Raw genomic sequence first — 20,421 nt, forward strand, 5'->3', positions numbered from 1 at the left:
ACGAACCAGCCCGGTACTGGTGGCTGACGCCGGGTCATCGAGCCTGCGTCTGACGGTCTTCGGCGACGGTGGTCACGTCCTCAACGAACACCACAGTGAGTCCCCGCCGGGTAAAGGGGCGACCCAGGCGCTGCGGCAGTTCCTGAAGGAAGGACCGCCTCCTGCAGCTGCGGGACACCGTATCGTCCACGGGGGACCGGAGCTGCGCAGCCACACTCTGCTGGACGACGCTGTCCGTGCCCGCTTGACCCAGGTGGCAGACCTCGCGCCCTTGCACGTCCCGCAAGCACTGACCGTGGTGGACGCGGCCCGGGATCTGCTGCCGGGAGTTCCCCATGTCGCCTGTTTCGACACCGTCTTCCACTCCGGCCTGACCGCCGCGGCAAGGGAGTACGCGGTGCCTGCCGATTGGCGCCACACGTACGGACTGCGCCGCTACGGCTTCCACGGCCTCTCCTACGCCTGGGCGCTGGCCCGGACGGCTGAACTCCTCGGCCGCCGCCCCGAGCAGCTGCACCTGGTGATGGTGCACCTTGGGGGTGGCTGCTCCGCTTGCGCGGTCCGCGACGGGCGCAGTGTCGACACGACGATGGGCTTCACGCCTTTGGAGGGGCTGGTGATGAGTCGTCGCAGCGGCAGCATCGACCCCGGTGCCCTGACCTGGCTGCTCACACGGAAGAATCTGCCTGCGAACGAGATCGAGGACGTTCTGAATCGGAGGTCCGGTCTGCTCGCCCTGTCGGGCACATCGGGCGACACGCGGGACCTGGTCCGCAGTCGGACGGCAGGCGATGAGCGCGCCGCACTCGCCCTGGACGTCTTCACCCACCAGTGCCGACGCGGCATCGCCGGGATGGCCGCATCCCTGAGCCGCCTGGACGCTCTCGTCTTCACCGGCGAGATCGGCGAGGATCAGCCCGAGGTTCGTGAGGAGGTGTGCGCCGACCTGTCCGTGTTCGGCCTCACGGGCGGCCTGCGACCACTGGTCGCCGAACGCCCCGAGATCGTCAGTGAGCCCGGCGCCCGTGTCCCCGTCGTGGTCATCCCCACGGGAGAGGCCCAGCAGATCAATGTCGAGACCCGGGCTCTTCTGGATCGCGGCTGAGACGAGCCGAGGCACGGCGCGACCAGGGGGCGAGGAGGTGGTGAACGGCCGCCATGATGACGTCGTGGAGGATGGCGACCAGGGCTTCAGTTCGAACCCCATCAGCTGTTGGCACCGCCGCTGGAGCTTCCCGCACACGATTGTCCAGCGTCAGTGCTGACCGCGCGGGGATGTCAGGCGTTGCTCACACCGACGTCCGTGGCGCCGGCCCGGCGTTCGGTGATGGAGCGGTACAGGGCTCCGAGCGCGGTGGCCTGGACGATGGCACCGATGGGAATGCCTATCAGTCCGACGGGACCGGCCACGAGGAACAGCATCGAGGTCGGTGCGGTGGCCAGGACCGCCCACAACCCGGCGAAGCTGGCGTCTCCGGAGGAGGACGCGGAGACGCCGTCGATGGTCACCCACACGCACACCGCAAGGACAACGCCCAGATACCCCAGAGCCAGCGGGTTGACCAGGTAGTGGCGGAGAGTCTGAGGCGGCGAACGAGGATTCTTGTCCATGGCGGATCTCCTGGAGGTACCGGAATGCCCGGTGTGGTGGCCGATGTGCTGATGATCCGAACGATGCCGTGCGCCGACATCCGCCACATGAGTAGCCATACTCACGTTCCCCCCGCTCTCGGCCAGGTTCCCGCACACCGGGGCGGTTGAGGTCTGCCGTTGGCGTACTCCGGTGTGAAGCATCAGCCGGATCCACCCAGGACGATCTTCCATACTCGCGTGGCCACCTGAAGGTTGAGCCGGTCCTCGACGTTGGCGAGATCGTTGCCGCTGATCTCGCGGATGCGCTGGAGCCGGTAGCGCAGTGTGCTGCGGTGGATGGAGAGAGAAGCGGCTGTCTCGTCGTAGTTGCCGCCGCAGTCGAAGTACCGGGCCAGGGTCTCCGTCATGGCCGAGTTGTTTCCCGCGTCGTAATCGATGAGCTTCCCGAGCCACTCGTGGACGAACGCCTCCAGTTCCCGGAGATTGTTGCCGGGTCCCAGGATGCGATAGAGACCGAGTTGGTCGAAGAACGTCATCCCGTATTGCTTGCGGGAGTGGCGCAGCACTTCCAGGGCGCGCTGCGCCTCCTGGTAATGCTGAGGGAAGTCGTCGGGGGTATCGCACCGCGCGCTCACGCCGATGCTCCCGCACGGCGCCCCGGTGTCCAGGGCAAGCGCCTCGTACAGCGCTCCGGCGTGCGGCCTGTCATCAGCGAGGAGGACCACGTGCTCGGCCCCTCGGGTCAACAGCGAGCGCATGCCCACGGCGGCGGCCGCCCTGCCCACGACCCGAGCGAATGAGTCGTCCGCAACCCGGTCCGACCACCGCACCACGACGATGTAGTGGCTGCGGTGCAGATCGTGACCGACGGCCTCGGACCTGGCGTAGGCGCTGGTCTCATCCGTTCCTGCCAGGAGGTCGTCGGCCAGCTCGCGGTGCAGCCTCAGTTCGACTTCGGCCTGGTTGCGCAGGTGCGCCAGCTCCGGGGCGAGCGACATGACGGCCTGTTCCAACGCGAGCACCGCGTGCTCGTCCGCCTCGCCCAGGGGATCGACCAGAGCCAGCATGCCCAGGATCTCGCCGTGCGGGCGCACGAGAGCGATCAGCCGGCCCTCGATCCGCGTCGGCCCCGCCTCCCGGGCGGCTGCGTTGAGCAGTGCGTGCTGGCGTACGGGATCCGGCTCCGGATAGGGGTCGGGTCGATCGGGGCCTGCCCAGGACCTCAGCCGGCCGAAGCGGTCCTCGACCAGGGCGGGAAGTCCCGTCAGCCCGTGCAGAGCGCGGGTGACGGCCTCCTCGTTACCGCCCGAGGCTGCGACGTCGGCCGTGAGCCCATGTACAGCCTGCCGGTACGCCAGCTCCCCCACGACGGTGACCAGCTGCCGTTGGAGTGCCGCACGTTCCTCCCTGAGGCCATGCAGCTCCACTGCCTCCTCCCGGCGGCGGCGGTGTACGAAGGCGACCGACAGCGCGGCAGCCGTGTGCCGGATGAGTGTGGCGAGCAGGAACCTCTCGGTTCCGGTCGGCGGGAAGCGGGACGTCACCACGAGGTATCCGTGCAGGCCCTCGATTCCGCGCAGCGCCAGGGCCTGACCGCCGCGCCTGCCGGGTACGGCTACAGAGCCGTCCCGCCCCCCCAGGTCTCGTACCTTCGACTGCATCATGAGGGCGTGATCCTGGCGGTTCCCCGCACTGGGGACCAGGTCGCCGCCCGCTTCGAGCAGGTATCCCGCCTCGGCGGTATAAGGCCCGGCGGCGGCAACGTGGTCCATGGCCAGGCGCAGAATCTTGCTTTCGTCCCAGGTGGCGAAAAGGTCGCGGAGCAACGCCGTCAGTTCCTGGAGGGAGCGGCCGCCGGAAGGAAGCGCTCGCGGCTCTCTCGGACCAGTTGCGGCCGGTCGGCGGTGGCCGACGGCTGACCGGCTGCCCTTCTCGTCGGAGTGGCCGTTCAGGTGGCCGTTCAGGTTGTGCGGCCGACGCTTCCCCATGGGTACCAATCCCGAGCTGTCGGAGGGCCGGACAAGCGCTGCTCCGGGTCACTGCCCGCGAGGCCATTCAGTGCGTAATGTCCGCAATCTCACCTTAGTGCGTGCAGGGCGAGTGGGCCCATCCGTTTTCGTCCCGCCAGGCGCAGGCGCGGAGTACATCGGCTCGACATGCTTGGGGCGTTCGGAAGCCTCCGCGTACACGTCGCCAGAAGTAGCGGAATCCGAAGCAGAGCAGCGCTACGGGTCGGTTGCCCTGCTCGGGACGTTCGGTCCGGGTGCGAGAGCCCGGGGTGCGCGGCCCTCCGTGGAGGTCTTCTCCGTTGGCGAACGACAGCGAACCGGTAATCGGCGCAGGCCGCAGCACCGGGAGGAGTTCCTCATGGCCAGAGCAGTGGGCATAGACCTCGGTACCACCAACTCGGTGATCGCCGCATGGGAGGGCGGCGAGCCGTCCGTGGTTCCCAATACCGAGGGCAACCGGACGACACCGTCGGTGGTGGCCTTCACCGACACGGGGGAGCGCATCGTGGGCCAGATGGCCCGGCGCCAGGCGATCCTCAACCCCAAAGGAACCATCTACTCGGCCAAGCGGTTCATAGGCCGGCACTTCGACGAGATCTCCGACGAGGCGAAAGCGGTGGCGTACGACGTCGTCGAGGGCGACGGCGGGGCGGCCCGCTTCGAGGTGCGCGACAAGCTGTACGCGCCGGAGGAGATCAGCGCACAGGTGCTGCGCAAACTCGCCGACGACGCCTCCAAGCAGCTGGGCGAGCGTGTCACGGAGGCCGTCATCACGGTCCCCGCCTACTTCAACGACGCCCAGCGCACCGCCACCAAGGATGCCGGCCGGATCGCGGGGCTGGAGGTACTGCGGATCATCAACGAGCCGACGGCGGCCGCTCTCGCGTACGGCATGGACAAGAAGGAGCACGAGACCGTCCTCGTCTTCGACCTGGGCGGCGGAACTTTCGACGTGAGCATCCTCGACGTCGGCGACGGCGTGGTGGAGGTGCGTTCCACCGCAGGGGACAGCCACCTGGGTGGCGACGACTTCGACCGGCGCCTGGTGGACCATCTCGCGGACGGCTTCCAGAAGGAGAACGGCATCGACCTGCGGAACGACCCGCAGGCACTGCAACGACTGTTCGAGGCGGCGGAGAAGGCCAAGACCGAACTCAGCTCTGTCACCCAGACGCAGGTCAGCCTCCCGTTCATCACCGCCGACGCCTCGGGCCCCAAACACCTCACCGAATCCGTCATGCGCTCCACTTTCGAACAGATCACCGGCGATCTGGTGGAGCGGTGCCTGGAGCCGGTCAAGCAGGCCATGGCCGACGCCAAGGTCGGCGAGAGCGACATCGACGAGGTCATCCTCGTGGGCGGCTCCACCCGGATACCTGCCGTGCAGGCCCTGGTCCGTCGGCTGACCGGCGGCAAGGACCCCAACATGAGCGTCAACCCCGACGAAGTCGTGGCCCTGGGCGCCGCGATTCAGGCGGGAGTGCTCAAGGGTGAGGTGAAGGACGTCCTGCTGCTCGACGTCACGCCCCTGTCTCTGGGCGTCGAAACGCGCGGCGGAGTCATGACGAAGATCATCGAGCGGAACACCACCATCCCGGTGCGGCGTACGGAGACGTTCTCCACCGCCGACGACAACCAACCGGCCGTTGATGTGGTGGTCCTCCAGGGTGAGCGCGAGCGTGCTGCCGACAACCGCGTGCTCGGCCGGTTCCAGCTCACCGACATCCGGCCGGCGCCGCGAGGTGAACCGCAGATCGAGGTCACCTTCGACATCGACGCCAACGGCATCCTCAATGTCACGGCGCGCGACGGGGACACCGGCAAGGAACAAGGCATCACCATCAGCGAAAGCTCCAACCTGGACCGCGGTGAGGTCGAGCGCATGGTGCAGGAGGCCGAGCGCAACCAGGGTCAGGACCGGGAGCTCCGCGAAGCCGTCGACGCCCGCAACGAGCTCGACGCCGTCGCGTACCAGGTAGAGAAGCGCCTGGCCGAACTGGGCGACGCGGCCCCCGCGCACGAGAGGGCACGTGCCGAGATGCTCATCTCCGATGCCCGGGCGGCGGTCAAGGAAGAGGCCGGCGTGGAGCGCGTGCGGCCACTGGCCTCCGAACTCCAGCAGATCCTCGCCGGATTGGCTGCCCAGCCGGGTGCTGCCGCCACGGGCGACCCGGGTCAGGGTGCTTCCGCCGATGCTCCCCCGAGCGGTGGGAGCGTCGACGATGACGTCATCGACGCCGAGTTCGACAAGGGTTGAGGCCGCCATGACCCGCCTTCCCGAAGAACCTGACCGGGCAGCGTCGGTCGGACCGGCTCCGAAGGACGCCGTAAGCCCTCCTGGCGAGGAGCCGCATCAACCCGGCCCGACTCTCTGGCCGCAAGCGACGGCGGACGAAGCGCGACCCGACGCGGCCGGCCCCGCATCCGCGGCGGACGAGCACGCAGCGGCGGTGCGGGAGCTGGAGGACCGCTGGCGGCGCGCCCTCGCCGATCTCGACAACCTGCGCAAGCGTCATGCGAGGGAGTTGGAGCGGGAGCGGATGGTCGAGCGTTCGCGTACGGCCGCCGCCTTCCTGCCCGTCCTGGACAACCTCGAACTCGCCCTGTCCCACGCCGACGCCGACTCAGGTGCGGTCGTGGAGGGCGTCCGGGCAGTCCGCGACCAAGCGGTGGGCGTTCTCGAACAGCTCGGCTACCCGCGGCATGCGGAGACCGGAGTGGCCTTCGACCCGGCCCACCACGAGGTGGTCAGCGTGGTCGATGACCCCGACATCGAGCCCGGCACCGTCGTGCAGGTGCTGCGCCCGGGCTACGGCGACGGCGATCGGCAGCTCAGGCCCGCCTCCGTGACTGTCGCGAAGCGGGAGTGACCGGCCATGGCACGGGACTTCTACGAAGTGCTGGGAGTGTCGCGGACCGCAAGCCAGGACGAGATCCAGCAGGCCTACCGCAAGCTCGCCCGCAGACACCATCCCGACGTCAACAAGGACCCGTCGGCCGAGGAACGCTTCAAGGACCTCAACGAGGCGCACAGCGTTCTGTCCGATCCGAAGACCCGGGCACGCTACGACCGCTTCGGCGAGGACTTCCGCAAGATCCCCGAGGACTACGACGAACGGGTCGCGGCCGGAGCGGGCGGCGGATTCCGTACCCGGCGGACCACAGGCGCAGGCGGCCCCCGCGCCCGGTACACCACCGGCTTCGGCGAGGACTTCTCGGCCGAGGACGTGAACATCGAGGACCTGCTCGGGTCCCTCTTCGGCGCAGGTGCCAGCTCCGCGGGCGTACCGGGAGCCGACCAGGAGGCCGAACTGCCGCTCACCGTCGAAGAGGCGCACAAGGGTGGCCGCCGTACCGTCACACTCACCGGGCCCTCCGGTGAGCCGCGGCGCTACGAGGTCGAAGTCCCGCCGGGCGTCACCGACGGGCAGCGCATCCGGCTGGCGGGGGAAGGCGGGCGGGGCAGTGGTGCCGCACCCGCAGGCGACCTGCACCTTCGGGTGCGCATCCGGTCCCATCCCCAGTTCCGACTGGACGACCGCGATGTCCATGTGCAGGTCCCGGTCTCCCCGTGGGAGGCGGCCCTGGGCGCGACCGTGCCGGTGCCCACCCCCGGCGGTGGTACGGCCAAGGTCACCGTGCCCGCCGGCTCGTCCAGCGGCCGTCGGCTGCGGTTGCGCGGCGAGGGCATGCCGAACCCGCGTGGTGCGAGCGGCGACCTGTACGCCGAACTCCGCATCATGGTGCCGCCCACCCTGGGTGAGCGGGAGCGTGAACTGTTCGAGGAGCTGGCCGCGACCTCCTCGTTCGACCCCAGGAGGACGCGATGACCGACCGACCCACGGGAGCGGCGGGCACCGCCCGGTCCGGTCCCGGCGACCGCCCGGATCAGCCGGTCGCCCATGCCGCTACGGCTCCGACGACTGCCCGCTATGCGCTCGTTCCCGTCCCAGGACTTTCCCTGGAGACCGTCGCCCGCCGATCGCGTCTCCATCCGGATCTGGTCCGCCGGTTCGTCGCCCTCGGGCTTGTCGACGCCGAACGCGATGCCGTCGGCCACCTGGTCTTCGACCGCGACGCCCCCGCGGTACTTGCCCGCATCCAGCGGCTGCGCTCCGGACTCTGCCTCAATTACGCATCCATCGGACTGGTGCTCGACCTGCTCGACCGCATCAGCCTGCTCGAAACCGCCCTGCGTGGCCGCGGTACGAGGAGTGATACACCGCCATGGACATGAACCGCCTCACACAGAAATCCCAGGAAGCCCTCCAGGAGGCCCAGTCCTCGGCCGGCCGCATGGGGCATACCGAAGTGGACGGAGAACACCTGCTGCTCGCACTCGTCGATCAGGAGGACGGTCTGATCCCACGCCTGCTGCAGCAGGCCGGAAGCGATCCGGCGGAACTGCGCGCGGCCGTGCGCGAGGAACTGTCCCGCCGCCCGAAGGTCACCGGCCCCGGTGCGGCACCCGGCCAGGTTTTCGTCACTCAGCGCCTTGCCGGCCTGCTGGACGCCGCTGAACGGGAGGCCAAACGGCTCAAGGACGAGTACGTGTCCGTGGAGCACCTCCTGCTCGCCCTGGCCGAAGAGGGGGCATCAACAGCCGCTGGACGTCTGCTCAACCAGGCAGGGATCACCAGGGACTCGTTCCTGGGCGCACTCACCCAGGTCCGCGGCAATCAGCGGGTCACCTCCGCCAACCCCGAAGTGGCCTATGAGGCGCTGGAGAAGTACGGTCGCGATCTCGTCGCCGAGGCCAAGGAGGGCAGGCTCGACCCGGTCATCGGCCGGGACGCCGAGATCCGTCGCGTCACCCAGATCCTGAGCCGGAAGTCCAAGAACAACCCGGTTCTCATCGGAGACCCCGGTGTCGGCAAGACCGCCATCATCGAGGGCCTCGCCCAGCGCATCGTCCGCGGCGACGTCCCCGAGGGACTCCGCGACAAGATCGTGTTCGCCCTCGACATGGGATCCCTCGTTGCCGGCGCCAAGTACCGAGGCGAGTTCGAGGAACGCCTCAAGGCCGTGCTCAGCGAGGTCAAGGCCGCACAGGGCGGCATCTTGCTCTTCGTCGACGAACTGCACACCGTCGTCGGTGCGGGCGCCGCCGAAGGGGCCATGGACGCGGGGAACATGCTCAAGCCGATGCTTGCCCGCGGTGAACTGCACATGATCGGCGCCACCACCCTCGACGAGTACCGCAAGCACATCGAAAAGGACGCCGCGCTGGAACGACGGTTCCAGCAGGTCCTGGTCGGCGAGCCCAGCGTCGAGGACACCATCTCTATCCTGCGTGGACTGCGTGAGCGCCTGGAGGTCTTCCACGGCGTCAAGATCCAGGACACCGCACTGGTCTCGGCCGCCACCCTCAGCCACCGCTACATCACGGACCGGTTCCTGCCCGACAAGGCCATCGACCTCGTCGACGAGGCCTGCGCCCGGCTGCGTACCGAGATCGACTCCATGCCTGCCGAACTCGACGAGCTCACCCGCCGCGTCACCCGCCTGGAGATCGAGGAAGCCGCCCTCTCCAAGGAATCCGACCCCGCGAGCCAAGCCCGCCTGGAGGAGCTGCGCAAGGAACTGGCCGACCTGCGCGGTGAGGCCGACGCCAAACACGCCCAATGGGAGGCCGAACGGCAGGCGATCCGGCGGGTGCAGGAGCTGCGCCAGGAACTGGAGCAGGTCCGCCACGACGCGGAGGAGGCCGAACGCGCCTATGACCTCAACCGTGCCGCCGAACTGCGGTACGGCCAACTCCAGGACCTGGAGCGGCGACTCGCGGCGGAGGAGGAGCAACTGGCCACCCGGCAGGGGCAGAACCGTCTGCTGCGCGAGGTGGTCACCGAAGAGGAGATCGCGGAGATCGTCGCCGCCTGGACCGGCATCCCGGTCGCCCGCCTGCAGGAAGGCGAACGCGACAAGCTGCTGCGCCTCGACGAGATCCTCCGCGAGCGCGTCGTCGGCCAGGACGAGGCCGTCAAGCTCGTCGCCGACGCCATCATCCGCGCCCGCTCCGGCATCCGCGACCCTCGCCGGCCCATCGGTTCCTTCATCTTCCTCGGCCCCACAGGCGTCGGAAAGACCGAGCTGACCAAGACTCTCGCCCGGGCGCTGTTCGACTCCGAGGACAACATGGTCCGCCTCGACATGAGTGAGTACCAGGAACGGCACACCGTCAGCAGGCTCATGGGCGCACCACCCGGATACGTCGGCTACGAGGAAGGCGGCCAACTCACCGAGGCCGTACGCCGCAAGCCGTACTCGGTCGTGCTGTTCGACGAGATCGAGAAGGCACACAGCGACGTCTTCAACACCCTGCTGCAGATCCTCGATGACGGCCGCATCACCGACGCCCAGGGCCGCACCGTCAACTTCCGCAACACCGTGATCATCATGACGTCCAACATCGGCTCCGAGCACCTCCTCGACGGCGCCACCGCCGAGGGTGAGATCAAACCTGACGCCCGCGCTCTGGTGATGGGCGAGCTGCGCGGGCACTTCCGCCCGGAGTTCCTCAACCGCGTCGACGACATCGTGCTGTTCAAGCCGCTGGGCGAGCGGCAGATCGAAAGGATCGTGGAGCTGCAGTTCGACGAACTGCGGCAGCGGCTGGCGGAACGCCGCATCGACGTAGAACTCACCGATGCGGCGCGAGAGGTGATTTCCCACCAGGGCTACGACCCGGTGTACGGGGCCAGGCCGCTGCGGCGGTACATCTCCCACGAGGTGGAGACGCTGGTCGGACGTGCCCTTCTGCGTGGTGACGTCCAGGACGGCGCGACCGTCCGTGTCGACGCCGAACACGGAGAGCTGGTGGTCACCTACGACCAGCCGGAAGAGGCCCGGGAAGCGAGGGCAGCGTGAACTCCACACGTACAACGACGGTGACCTGCCCGCACTGCGGGCGCGACAACCGCCTTCCTGTCGCCGCCGAGGGACGCCCCAAATGCGGCCACTGCAAGCAGCCGCTGCCCTGGGTCGTCGACGCGGGTGACGGCGACTTCACCGAAGTCGCCGACAACGCCGTCCAACCTGTCGTCGTGGACCTCTGGGCCACCTGGTGCGGCCCCTGCCGCATGGTCAGCCCCGCCCTCGAACAGGTCGCCCGCGACCTCGCCGGACGGATCAAGCTCGTCAAGGTCGACATCGACAAGAACCCAGGAGTCAGTCAGCGGTTCGAGGTCCAGGCAGTGCCCACGCTGCTCGTCCAGGACCACGGCGAGACGGTCGCCCGACAGGTCGGTGCGGCACCGGCCCACGTCCTGCGTCAGTGGGTCGAACAAGCCCTGGAAGGCCGGCAGGCCACTGCGGGGCAGTGAGTCACCACGACCCGGCCACCACAAGGGCTCCCCGAAACCACGCGGTAGCGCACTACTTGGGAGGAGAACGTCATGGCCACGATTCCGGATCCGCACCTGGCAATGGTGCGGCCAGTCACACCGCGCACCCCGCAGGGCTGCGAGGAGTGCCTCAAGGAGCACTCCCCGTGGGTGCACCTGCGCCTCTGCCTCACCTGCGGGCACGTCGGCTGCTGCGATTCCTCACCCCTCAAACACGCCCGACGACACGCGGGCAGTGCCGGGCACCCCATCGTCCAGTCCTTCCAACCGGGAGAGGACTGGCGCTGGTGCTACGTTCACGAGGCTCTGGTCTGATGAGCACGGCGCAGCACGGGAATGGTGCGGTCCGTGAGACACCGGACCGGTACGGAGCGTTCCCCCGCTTGACAACGGAACAGCTTCATAACCTGACCCCGCACGGCGAGCGCCGCAGGACCACGGAAGGCGAGGTGCTGTACCGGGAGGGAGAGCCGTTCCGGGAGTTCCTCGCGATCCTCAGCGGCACCGTCGAGATCCTTCAGGACCACGGCGATCGGGAAGAGCGCACGATGGCGCTGCACGGACCCGGCAGGTTCCTGGGTGAGCTGGGAATGCTGGAGGGGCAGGCCGCCTTCGACACCGCGGTGGTCCGTGAGGCCGGCGAGATCCTCGCCGTGCCGGTGGAACGCCAGCGCACCTTGATCGGCCGCGACCCCGTACTCGGTGACCTGATCCTCCGGGCTTGCCTGGGCCGCCGGTATCTCCTCATCGGCCTCGGCGCAGGTTTCCGCATCCTGGGATCGTGCTACTCGCAGGACACGCGGCGGCTCCGGGAGTTCGCTGCCCGCAACAGGCTCCCCCACCGCTGGCTGGATCTGGAGAGGGACAAGGAAGCTGAGGCGCTGCTGCGTCGGTTCTCCATCCGCCCCGAGGAGACTCCGGTCGTCCTCTGGAAGGGCGATCGAGTGCTGCGCAATCCGAGCAACGCCGAACTCGCCAGGCTCATCGGGCTGCCCACCCCCACGGCGAAGGACGCCCAGTGCGACGTCATCGTGGTCGGCGCGGGCCCCGCGGGACTCGCCGCAGCCGTGTACGGCGCCTCCGACGGCCTCACCACGATCTCCGTCGACGCCGTGGCCACCGGAGGCCAGGCAGGCACCTCGTCCCGCATCGAGAACTCCCTCGGCTTCCCGTCGGGCATCTCCGGAGGCGAGCTCATCGAACGCGCGGTGCTCCAGGCCCACAAATTCGGTGCCCGCCTCATGGTGCCGGCCCAGGTCAACAAGCTCACACCGCAGGACGACGCGTACGTGGTCACCTTCACAGACGGGTCCCACGTCCGGGCGGGCGCCGTGGTGCTCGCCTCGGGTGTCCGGTACCGCAGGCTCGAGGTGCCCGGCATCGAGCGGCTGGAGGGCATCAGCGTCTACTACGCGGCGACCGTGCACGAGGCGAGTCTCTGCGAGGCGGACCCGGTCGCGGTGGTCGGCGGGGGCAACTCCGCCGGCCAGGCGGCGCTGTTCCTGGCGCAACACGCGTCCGGAGTCCACCTCCTCGTCCGGGGCGGCGACCTCAACGCGGACATGTCCCGATACCTGGTGGACCAGGTCGAACGTCATCCGAAGATCGAGGTGCTCCTCCACACCGAAGTCCGGGGCGTCTCCGGGAAGGACAAACTGGAGTCGCTGAGCGTCGAGGACAACACACGCGGTGAGCGCCGCCCGCTGCGGGCCGCCGCGCTGTTCGTGTTCATCGGGGCCCGCCCGCGCACGGAGTGGCTGAGGGGAGCCCTCGCCCTGGACGAGAAGGGCTTCGTCCTGACGGGGGCTGACGCCCGGGCTGCTGCCGACGCGACCCGGTGGGACGCACTCGGCCGTGCTCCCTTGCTGCTGGAGACCAGCCTTCCCGGGGTCTTCGCGGCCGGCGACGTGAGGAGCGGCTCGGTCAAACGAGTTGCCTCGGCCACCGGTGAAGGCGCCATGGCCATTCGCCTCGTGCACGAACACCGCGAGAATGCCGGCAACCTCGTCCGCGACCGCGCCACAGGCCCTGAGAGGCCTCAACCGGAGGCGGACCGGTCCGCATCTCGGCGCTGATCTTTCACCAGTAGACCCTCAGGGTTGGACATCATCAGTCCAGTGCGGCAGCGGTGAGGGCCTGCGCCCGGTAGTGGTGCCACCCGGCGTCCCGGTGGGATGACGCAGGTGACCGCCCACTCCCCCGCTCACCCGTCGCGGCCGCTCGCCGGCTCCCGTCGCGCGGTTCCCGGCGTGATCAGGTACTCAGGAAGGGTGAACATGGACGCGATTGACCCCTTCGTGCATGTCCGGGGTGCCAGTGAGAACAACCTGCGGAACATCGATGTCGATCTTCCGCGGAACGCGATGGTCGCCTTCACGGGCGTCTCCGGCTCCGGCAAGTCCTCACTCGCGTTCGGCACGCTCTACGCTGAGGCGCAGCGGCGCTACTTCGAGTCCGTGGCACCGTACGTCCGGAGGCTGTTGCAGCAGGTCGGTGCACCGCACGTGCAGGAAATCACCGGACTGCCACCGGCGGTGGCCCTGCAGCAGCGACGCGGGGCGCCCAGTTCGCGCTCGACGGTCGGCACCATCACCACACTGTCCAATCTGCTGCGCATGCTGTACTCCCGCGCCGGCACCTATCCGCCCCGGGCCGCACGGCTGGAAGCCGAGTCGTTCTCACCGAACACCCCGGCCGGGGCCTGCCCGGAGTGCCACGGACTGGGCGTCGTCCACGATGTCGCCGAGGAGCTGCTCGTCCCGGACCCCTCGCTGAGCATCCGCGAGGGCGCGATCGCAGCCTGGCCGGGGGCCTGGCAGGGGGCCAACCTGCGCAGCGTGGTGAGCGGCCTGGGCATCGACATCGACCGGCCGTGGCGCAGGCTCAGGAAGAAGGACCGGGACTGGCTGCTGTACACCGATGAGCAGCCCTCCGTCTACATCGAGCCGGAGGAGGACCGCATCGACTACGGCTACCAGGGCACGTTCTGGAGCGCCCGCAAGCACGTCATGCACGTCCTTGCCGACTCCAAGAGCGAGAAGATGCGCGAACGGGCGCTCCGGTTCGTCAGGAGCGTGCCCTGCCCCGAGTGCCACGGCAGCGGACTGCGGCCCGAGGCGCTCGCCGTGACCTTCGCCGGACGTTCCATCGCCGAAGTCAACGCGATGCCGTTGAACGAGGTCGCGGCGCTGCTGCGGCCCGTCGCACGGCGGCCCGAGGCCGACGCCACCACTTCCACCGCCCGGTCCGGGGAAACGACCGAGGTCGCGGTCCGGATCTGCGGCGATCTGGTCGCGCGGGTCGACGTACTGCTCGACCTGGGCCTGGGGTATCTCAGCCTCGGGCGCCGCTCTACGACCCTGTCGCCCGGCGAGGCGCAACGCCTACGGATCGCCACGCAATTGCGCTCGGGGCTGTTCGGCGTCGTGTACGTCCTCGACGAACCCTCCGCGGGTCTGCACCCGGCTGACGCGGAACCGCTGCTGGACGTGCTGGAGCGTCTCAAGTCTGCGGGCAACTCACTGTTCGTCGTGGAGCACGACATGGACGTCGTACGGCGGGCGGACTGGGTGGTCGACATCGGCCCCGGCGCCGGTGAGGGCGGCGGGCGCGTGCTGTACAGCGGCCCCGTCGCCGGTCTTGAGCAGGTGGAGGAGTCGGCCACGAGCCAGCATCTGTTCGGGCGCGCCGAGCCGCTCGATCACCGGCCGCGCACACCGCACGGCTGGCTGCACCTGAGCGGCGTGTCCCGCCACAATCTGCGTGACGTGTCAGTTGACGTACCGCTGTGCGTCCTGACGGCGGTGACGGGTGTGTCCGGTTCCGGAAAGTCGACGCTGGTCACGCAGGTGCTCGCCGAGGTCGTGCGAGGCCACCTCGGACTCGTGACCGAGGATCCCGACGAGGCGCGACTGGAGCTAGACGTTCAGGACGCGTCGGGGGTCGAGTCGTTCGACCGGCTGGTCCGGGTCGACCAGCGGCCCATCGGGCGTACTCCTCGGTCCAATCTGGCCACGTACACCGGGATGTTCGACGCGGTGCGCAAGCTGTACGCGGCGACGGACGAGGCCAGGGAGCGCGGCTACACGGCCGGCCGGTTCTCCTTCAACGTGCCCGAAGGGCGGTGCGAGACCTGCCAGGGCGAAGGATTCGTCGCGGTGGAACTGCTCTTCCTGCCCGGGACCTACGCCCCCTGCCCGACATGCCAGGGCGCCCGGTACAACGCCGAAACGCTGGAAGTCACCTACCGTGGCAAGAACATCGCGGACGTACTGGCGCTGTCCGTCGACGACGCCGCCGAGTTCCTTTCCGCCGTCCCGGCCGCCGCCCGCAGTCTGGAGACGTTGCGCGAGGTGGGACTGGGGTACCTGCGGCTGGGGCAGCCCGCCACGGAGCTCAGCGGCGGTGAGGCGCAGCGCATCAAACTGGCCACCGAACTGCAGCGGGCCCGTCGTGGCCACGCGCTCTACCTGCTCGACGAACCGACGGCGGGCCTGCACCCCTCGGACGTCGCACTGCTGCTGCGCCAGCTGCACCGCCTCGTCGACGCGGGCAACACGGTCGTCCTCGTCGAGCACGACCTGGACACGATCACCACCGCCGACTGGGTCATCGACCTCGGGCCGGGCGGCGGCGACGCGGGCGGACGGGTGGTCGCGGCGGGCCCGCCGGCCAAGGTCGCGAAGGCCCGCCGTAGCGCCACCGCACGCTATCTCGCGGCCCGGCTCGCAAGCTCCTGACGATGGTCCGAGAGGGCTGATCACCCCGCCACGGAGAGCAGGCCCCGTACGGGCAGAACGACGGAAATCCGGCCGCTCCGCCCGTACCGGCCGGCCGGGGCCAGCGTGTCATCGCACGGCCGACGCCACGCCGGAGGCATTCTGTGGGCATTTGCGGTCGCGGGGACGGACAACGAGAAGGATGCAGTCATGCAAGCGTCGTCGCAGGTCGTCACGGTGGTCGTTCTCCTCGCGGACCCGGACGCGCCGACCGTGGTCGCGAAGCGCCTGGCACGGACCCTTCCCGCCCGGCTCGCCGAGAAGTCCGGCCGGCAGAGACGGTTCGCTGTCGAGGTGGTCAGCAGGCCCTTCACCGCGGACGCCGAGGACCCGTCCACGTTGATGCGCCGGATCGTGGAGGACGGAAGTGCGGAGAGCTGGGACATCGTCGTGGCCCTCACCGACCTTCCGCTGCACTCGCACAGGCGAAGGCTCGTCGTGGATTTGAGCCACGAACACGGGACGGCGTTGCTTTCCCTTCCGTCCCTGGGGGGCTGGCGGTTGCAGGGAAAGGCACGGCGGGTCGTGGAGGAAGCCGTGCTCAGCCTGGCCGCTTCGCGGTCCCCCGGATGTGAGCAAGCTGCCTATCGCCGACCGCCGCTCGGCCCCTTCGCCGGCCGCCTCGCGCCCATCCGCCCGGGCCCTGTCGACGAGGAGGAGCTCGCCGATCTGCGCTACGTCGCCGACGGCCCGCGCGGCTACGTCAAATTGCTCGTCGGCATGGTCCGCGCCAACCGGCCGTGGCGGCTGGTGCCGGGCCTGTCCAAAGCCCTGGCCGCCGCACTCGCCACGGGAGCCATCGCCACGGTGGACGACACCGTCTGGAGCCTGGCCACCTCCCTGGGCACGCCACGCCTCGTCGTCGCCACGGTCGGTTCCGTCGGGCTCATGATCGGCTGGCTGATCGTGGACGCGAACCTGTGGCATCGCACAACGGAAGGATCGCCGGAGGCGAGGCAGCGATCGGTTCTCTACAACACGTCGACCCTGGTGACCGTGAGCATCGGGGCGGCCGTCTGCTACGTCGGCCTGATGGTCGTCAGCTTCGTGTGGGCGCTCTTCGTGCTCAACGGCCACGTGTTCGCCTCCGCGACCCGGCATCCGTTGAACGCGCAGAACTACTGCACGCTGTCATGGTTCGTGGCTTCGATTGCCACAGTGGGCGGCGCGCTGGGGTCGGGGCTGGAGAGCGACGAGGCGATCCGAGCAGCGGCCTATTCCACGCGCGAACAGGAACGTCGCCACATGCTCCAGGGCGAGCACGATGGCTAGCCGCAGGCAAGATGCACACGCACCGGTGGCGACGGCACACGGCCTGTCCCGCCCCTCTCCTCGGCGATGATGAGATGAACATGATGGTGGCTCCGGCGATCCGGCCGACGCGAGCTGAAACGACCTTCCGGCTGGGCCCGCACCCATGACGTGGCCGAGGGCCTTGAGGGACGTCCTCCGATCCGGGCTCAGCATCGAGGAGACGCGCCTGGAGCCCCTGCTCGCTCTGCGCGCGGCCGTCGGTGTGGCACTCCTCGTCGGGCCGGCGCTGTGGCTCGGCTCCCCTGCGTACGCCGCATCCGCCGCCCTCGGCGCCTTCTCCGCGGGTGGGGCCACCTTCCAGCGCGCCTGGCGCCCACGCAAGGTGATCGCGCTCGGCGCGGGCGCGGGGTTGGCGCTCAGCACCCTGGCGGGGTACCTGGCGGCGGGGCAACTCGTGACGTTCCTTCCGCTGCTGGCCCTCTGGACCTTCGTGGCGGGGCTGGCGTGGGCCGTCGGATCGACCGCTGGGATCGTCGCGGCGACGACCGTCGGCAGCATGCTGGTGACCATCACCCTGCCCACGAGCGCCGGACGGGCCCTGGAGCACGCCGGGATCATCGCGCTCGGCGGAGTGGTGCAGGCATTACTGATCCTGCTGTTCCCGATCCGCCGATGGGGGGCGCATCGGGACGCGCTCGCCGACGCTCTGGCCGCCGTGGCGGACTACGCCCGTCGGCTCCGGCACGACCCGACGGCCGGGTTCGACCCCGAGCCCTTGATGACAGCCCGGGACGCGGCGGCCGTGACGCCGTCTCAGGCTCGCACGCGCCCCGTCGCCCTGCACGGTCCGCGAGGAGTTGCCGAGCGCATGGTGCCGGCCATCGCCGCGCTGGCCGACCCTGACATCGGCGCCCCGGCCGAGGGTCCCGGGCGGGACCGCGCGCGGGAACTGCTCGACGCGGCCGCTGAGGTGTTGGACGCGGCCGCCCGGTCGATCCGGCGAGGCACCCCCGTCGAGGTACCGCCAAGAGCCTCGGAGCTCCTGCGAGAAGGCACGAAGCACGAGGTGCTCGAAGGTCCGGCGAGGCAGGCCGCCGAAAGGCTCAGGGAACTGCTCGGCGAGGCGCTGGAGATCGCGGAGTGCGGCAACGCGCGCAGAAGGACGCCTGTGCGCCACGGAGGCGCACGCGGCGAGTTACTGGAGCGCCCGACCATGTTCCGGCTTGTTCCGGTCGTCGCACGGGCGGTCCGCCGTGAGCTCCGACGCGACTCGCCCGTCTTCCGGCATGCCGTTCGGCTGGCGGCGGTGGCCACGCTCGGCTACCTCATCGCCGCTCAGCTGCCCCTGGGGCACGGCTACTGGGCGCCCATCGCCTCGGTCATGGTGATGCGCCCGGACTTCCACCGGACGTACGCGCGTGCGGTCGCCCGTCTCGCCGGGACTCTGGTGGGTGTCGCGCTCGCCACCGGAGCCGTGGAGGCCCTGGGCCCGGACGCCCGTCTCTTCGGTGCGCTGGCGGTGGTCTCGGCGGGCCTGTCATACACCCTGATTCGTACGGGCTACGCCTACTCCCAGTGCTTCGCCGCCGCCTACGTCGTCTTCCTGCTCGGCATGGGCGGCCAGGCATGGGAACAGACGGTTCCGGAGCGGATGGCCCTCACTCTGCTGGGCGGAGCCCTGGCCATGCTGGCCTACGCGGTCTTTCCCGCGTGGGAGACGCCCCGGCTACGGGAGCGGCTGGCGGACTGGCTTGCCGCCAACGGCCGCCACGCGGCGGCAGTGCTCCGCCACTTCGCCGAACCGACCGCGGACCGCCGTGCCGACATGCGCAGCGCCCAACTGGCGAGCAGAAGAGCCCGCGCCGCCTGGCAGGAGGCTTACGACCGGGCACAACAGGAACCGGTCCGCCCCAGGGGCCTGACTGCGCAAGAGGCGAAGGCTGCTCAGGAGGCGCTCGAAGGTTTCGACAGAGCAGCAACGCTCATGGAGAGCCGCGTCCCGCACGACGACAACCCTTCCGCTCCCGAGGTGGAGGCGTTGGCCGAAGCCCTGGAATCGGACACGGAGCAGGCGGCAGCCGCTATGCGCGAGCACAGGGACCCGGACTGGGCACGCGTGGAGAAGGCCCTCCAGACATGGGAAAGAGCCGGTGGCCGGAGCCCTGCGCTACGGAGCGAGGCAGACCTGCAGAAGCACGCCCTGGAAAACCTGGCGACAGCGGTGAGCCGCACCCCTTTGGAGCGCGATGTCGGCTCCCTGCGCGAGGACCAGCGAGTGCGGGAAGCGGTGGAGGCACAAGGCGATGGTTCGGAACCCGCGCACCGGGGTGGATGACCACCTGTCGCAGCAGGCGTGCGCCCCGCTTCCGAGGTCCGCCTGGTCCGACAGATGGCCAAGATGAGGGAGCTTCACGCTTAGGACGCAGCGATCAGTCGGTGGGTTTCCCGCTCCGCGATCCAAGCCCTGACGACTTCCTCTCTCGTGACCCTTTGGACCGAGGTCTCCTTTGTGGAGACCTGTCGGCCCGCCCCTCCCTTGTGTGCCGGCTGGCCGGCGTCACGGACTGTCGGTCAGGGGCCCCCTGTCCTCTGCCCAAGATCCGGGCCATACGCGGCCCAGCCGCCTGCAGTGCGGTCGAATCACGACCGTTTCCGCTGGTCAGTAACCACTCGAGTCGTGTACCACCAGCAGACGCAGAATCTGCTATCAGATGTGACACGCTCACCTGGCGCCCACTGGGGCTACCCAGTTGGTACGGCCGGAGGATCCCTCTACAGTCACATCAGAGCAGCTCACTGGCCGAGGAAGCTCAGACGGACGCTGCGGTTGGTGTTGCTCGTGTTTGTATCGACCAGGCACACCGACTGCCACGTCCCCAGCTCCAGCGCTCCCCCGATCACCGGCAGGGTGGCGTGGGGCGGGACAAGGGCGGGGAGTACGTGGTCGCGGCCGTGGCCCGGGCTGCCGTGGCGGTGCTGCCAGCGGTCGTCCGCCGGGAGCAGGTGGTGGAGGGCGGCCAAGAGGTCGTCGTCGCTGCCGGCGCCCGTCTCCAGGACGGCGATGCCCGCGGTGGCGTGGGGTACGAAGATGTTCAGCAGGCCGTCGCGGCCGGGCGCCGCGCGGGTGAGGAACTCCGCGCAGTCCCGCGTCAGGTCCGTGACGCTCTCTGCCGTACCCGTGGTGATGTTCAGGACAGTGGTGGTGAAGGAATCGGACATGCTTCCATCTTCCCTTCCAGGAGGCGAGATGACACGTCCACGCTCCGAGACGCCATTGACCGCTTCCTGGCCGGATGACTACGTTCATCGCCATGTTCCGATCAGCTCTGCTCACCTCGCGCGGTCACATCGACCTGCTGCGGGTGGCGTCCGCCGCGTGTTGTCGCGGCTGCTGACGTTCTCTCAGCGCCTTTCGCGCCGCTTCTGACCGGGTTTCGCCTCTGA

At 69.3% G+C, this 20,421-nt stretch carries 16 protein-coding genes; 13 read left to right on the forward strand and 3 right to left on the reverse strand.

Annotation, left to right across the window (positions count from 1 at the left end):
• Positions 1 to 19: 19 nt before the first annotated feature.
• On the forward strand, positions 20 to 1,105 hold the full coding sequence (locus IE264_RS23750; RefSeq protein ID WP_229887747.1) for an acetate/propionate family kinase: 1,086 nt from the start codon (positions 20 to 22) through the stop codon (positions 1,103 to 1,105).
• A gap of 173 nt (positions 1,106 to 1,278) precedes the next feature.
• Here IE264_RS23750 and IE264_RS23755 read toward each other — a convergent pair whose 3' ends face one another.
• Together IE264_RS23755 and IE264_RS23760 are read right to left on the reverse strand one after the other, a co-directional pair.
• The gene (locus tag IE264_RS23755; protein WP_032755459.1) at positions 1,279 to 1,611 is read right to left on the reverse strand and encodes an SCO4225 family membrane protein; all 333 of its coding nucleotides are present in this window, start codon (positions 1,609 to 1,611) and stop codon (positions 1,279 to 1,281) included.
• 182 nt (positions 1,612 to 1,793) lie between these two features.
• The gene (locus IE264_RS23760; protein WP_051821750.1) at positions 1,794 to 3,581 is read right to left on the reverse strand and encodes a helix-turn-helix domain-containing protein; all 1,788 of its coding nucleotides are present in this window, start codon (positions 3,579 to 3,581) and stop codon (positions 1,794 to 1,796) included.
• Between the two features lie 379 nt (positions 3,582 to 3,960).
• Here IE264_RS23760 and dnaK point away from each other — a divergent pair, with 379 nt between their 5' ends.
• From dnaK to IE264_RS23815, 11 genes are all read left to right on the forward strand, one after another.
• The gene (gene dnaK, locus IE264_RS23765; RefSeq protein WP_032755456.1) at positions 3,961 to 5,859 is read left to right on the forward strand and encodes a molecular chaperone DnaK; all 1,899 of its coding nucleotides are present in this window, start codon (positions 3,961 to 3,963) and stop codon (positions 5,857 to 5,859) included.
• 7 nt (positions 5,860 to 5,866) lie between these two features.
• Positions 5,867 to 6,472 carry a nucleotide exchange factor GrpE gene (locus IE264_RS23770; RefSeq protein ID WP_032755455.1) on the forward strand — a complete coding sequence of 202 codons (606 nt, stop codon included), beginning with the start codon at positions 5,867 to 5,869 and terminating at the stop codon, positions 6,470 to 6,472.
• 6 nt (positions 6,473 to 6,478) lie between these two features.
• A complete protein-coding gene (locus IE264_RS23775; protein WP_032755452.1) occupies positions 6,479 to 7,432 on the forward strand; it encodes a DnaJ C-terminal domain-containing protein in 954 nt (317 codons plus the stop codon).
• On the forward strand, positions 7,429 to 7,839 hold the full coding sequence (locus IE264_RS23780; RefSeq protein ID WP_032755449.1) for a chaperone modulator CbpM: 411 nt from the start codon (positions 7,429 to 7,431) through the stop codon (positions 7,837 to 7,839). Before IE264_RS23775 ends, IE264_RS23780 begins: the two co-directional genes overlap by 4 nt.
• Positions 7,830 to 10,469, forward strand: coding sequence for an ATP-dependent chaperone ClpB (gene clpB / locus IE264_RS23785; protein ID WP_032755447.1), 2,640 nt, complete (start codon positions 7,830 to 7,832; stop codon positions 10,467 to 10,469). Before IE264_RS23780 ends, clpB begins: the two co-directional genes overlap by 10 nt.
• Entirely contained in the window at positions 10,466 to 10,924 is a 459-nt protein-coding gene (gene trxA, locus IE264_RS23790; protein WP_032755445.1) for a thioredoxin, read from the forward strand. The genes clpB and trxA overlap by 4 nt, the downstream gene beginning before the upstream one ends.
• Before the next feature lie 72 nt (positions 10,925 to 10,996).
• A complete protein-coding gene (locus IE264_RS23795) occupies positions 10,997 to 11,260 on the forward strand; it encodes a UBP-type zinc finger domain-containing protein (protein ID WP_018516017.1) in 264 nt (87 codons plus the stop codon).
• A complete protein-coding gene (locus IE264_RS23800; RefSeq protein ID WP_051821749.1) occupies positions 11,260 to 13,020 on the forward strand; it encodes an FAD-dependent oxidoreductase in 1,761 nt (586 codons plus the stop codon). Before IE264_RS23795 ends, IE264_RS23800 begins: the two co-directional genes overlap by 1 nt.
• 201 nt (positions 13,021 to 13,221) lie before the next feature.
• On the forward strand, positions 13,222 to 15,684 hold the full coding sequence (uvrA, locus tag IE264_RS23805) for an excinuclease ABC subunit UvrA (RefSeq protein ID WP_229887719.1): 2,463 nt from the start codon (positions 13,222 to 13,224) through the stop codon (positions 15,682 to 15,684).
• Positions 15,685 to 15,873: 189 nt separating this feature from the next.
• Positions 15,874 to 16,995 carry a hypothetical protein gene (locus IE264_RS23810; RefSeq protein ID WP_032755443.1) on the forward strand — a complete coding sequence of 374 codons (1,122 nt, stop codon included), beginning with the start codon at positions 15,874 to 15,876 and terminating at the stop codon, positions 16,993 to 16,995.
• Positions 16,996 to 17,140: 145 nt separating this feature from the next.
• Entirely contained in the window at positions 17,141 to 19,312 is a 2,172-nt protein-coding gene (locus IE264_RS23815; RefSeq protein ID WP_032755441.1) for an FUSC family protein, read from the forward strand.
• Between the two features lie 458 nt (positions 19,313 to 19,770).
• On the opposite strand, the gene IE264_RS23820 is transcribed toward IE264_RS23815, so the two are convergent.
• Positions 19,771 to 20,196, reverse strand: coding sequence for a YjbQ family protein (locus IE264_RS23820; RefSeq protein ID WP_032755439.1), 426 nt, complete (start codon positions 20,194 to 20,196; stop codon positions 19,771 to 19,773).
• Between the two features lie 92 nt (positions 20,197 to 20,288).
• Between IE264_RS23820 and IE264_RS38705 the strand changes: the two genes are divergently transcribed.
• Positions 20,289 to 20,372, forward strand: coding sequence for a putative leader peptide (locus IE264_RS38705; protein ID WP_311307964.1), 84 nt, complete (start codon positions 20,289 to 20,291; stop codon positions 20,370 to 20,372).
• Positions 20,373 to 20,421: the final 49 nt, after the last annotated feature.

This window comes from Streptomyces microflavus, from assembly GCF_014650075.1.
GTDB classification, from domain to species: domain Bacteria; phylum Actinomycetota; class Actinomycetes; order Streptomycetales; family Streptomycetaceae; genus Streptomyces; species Streptomyces microflavus.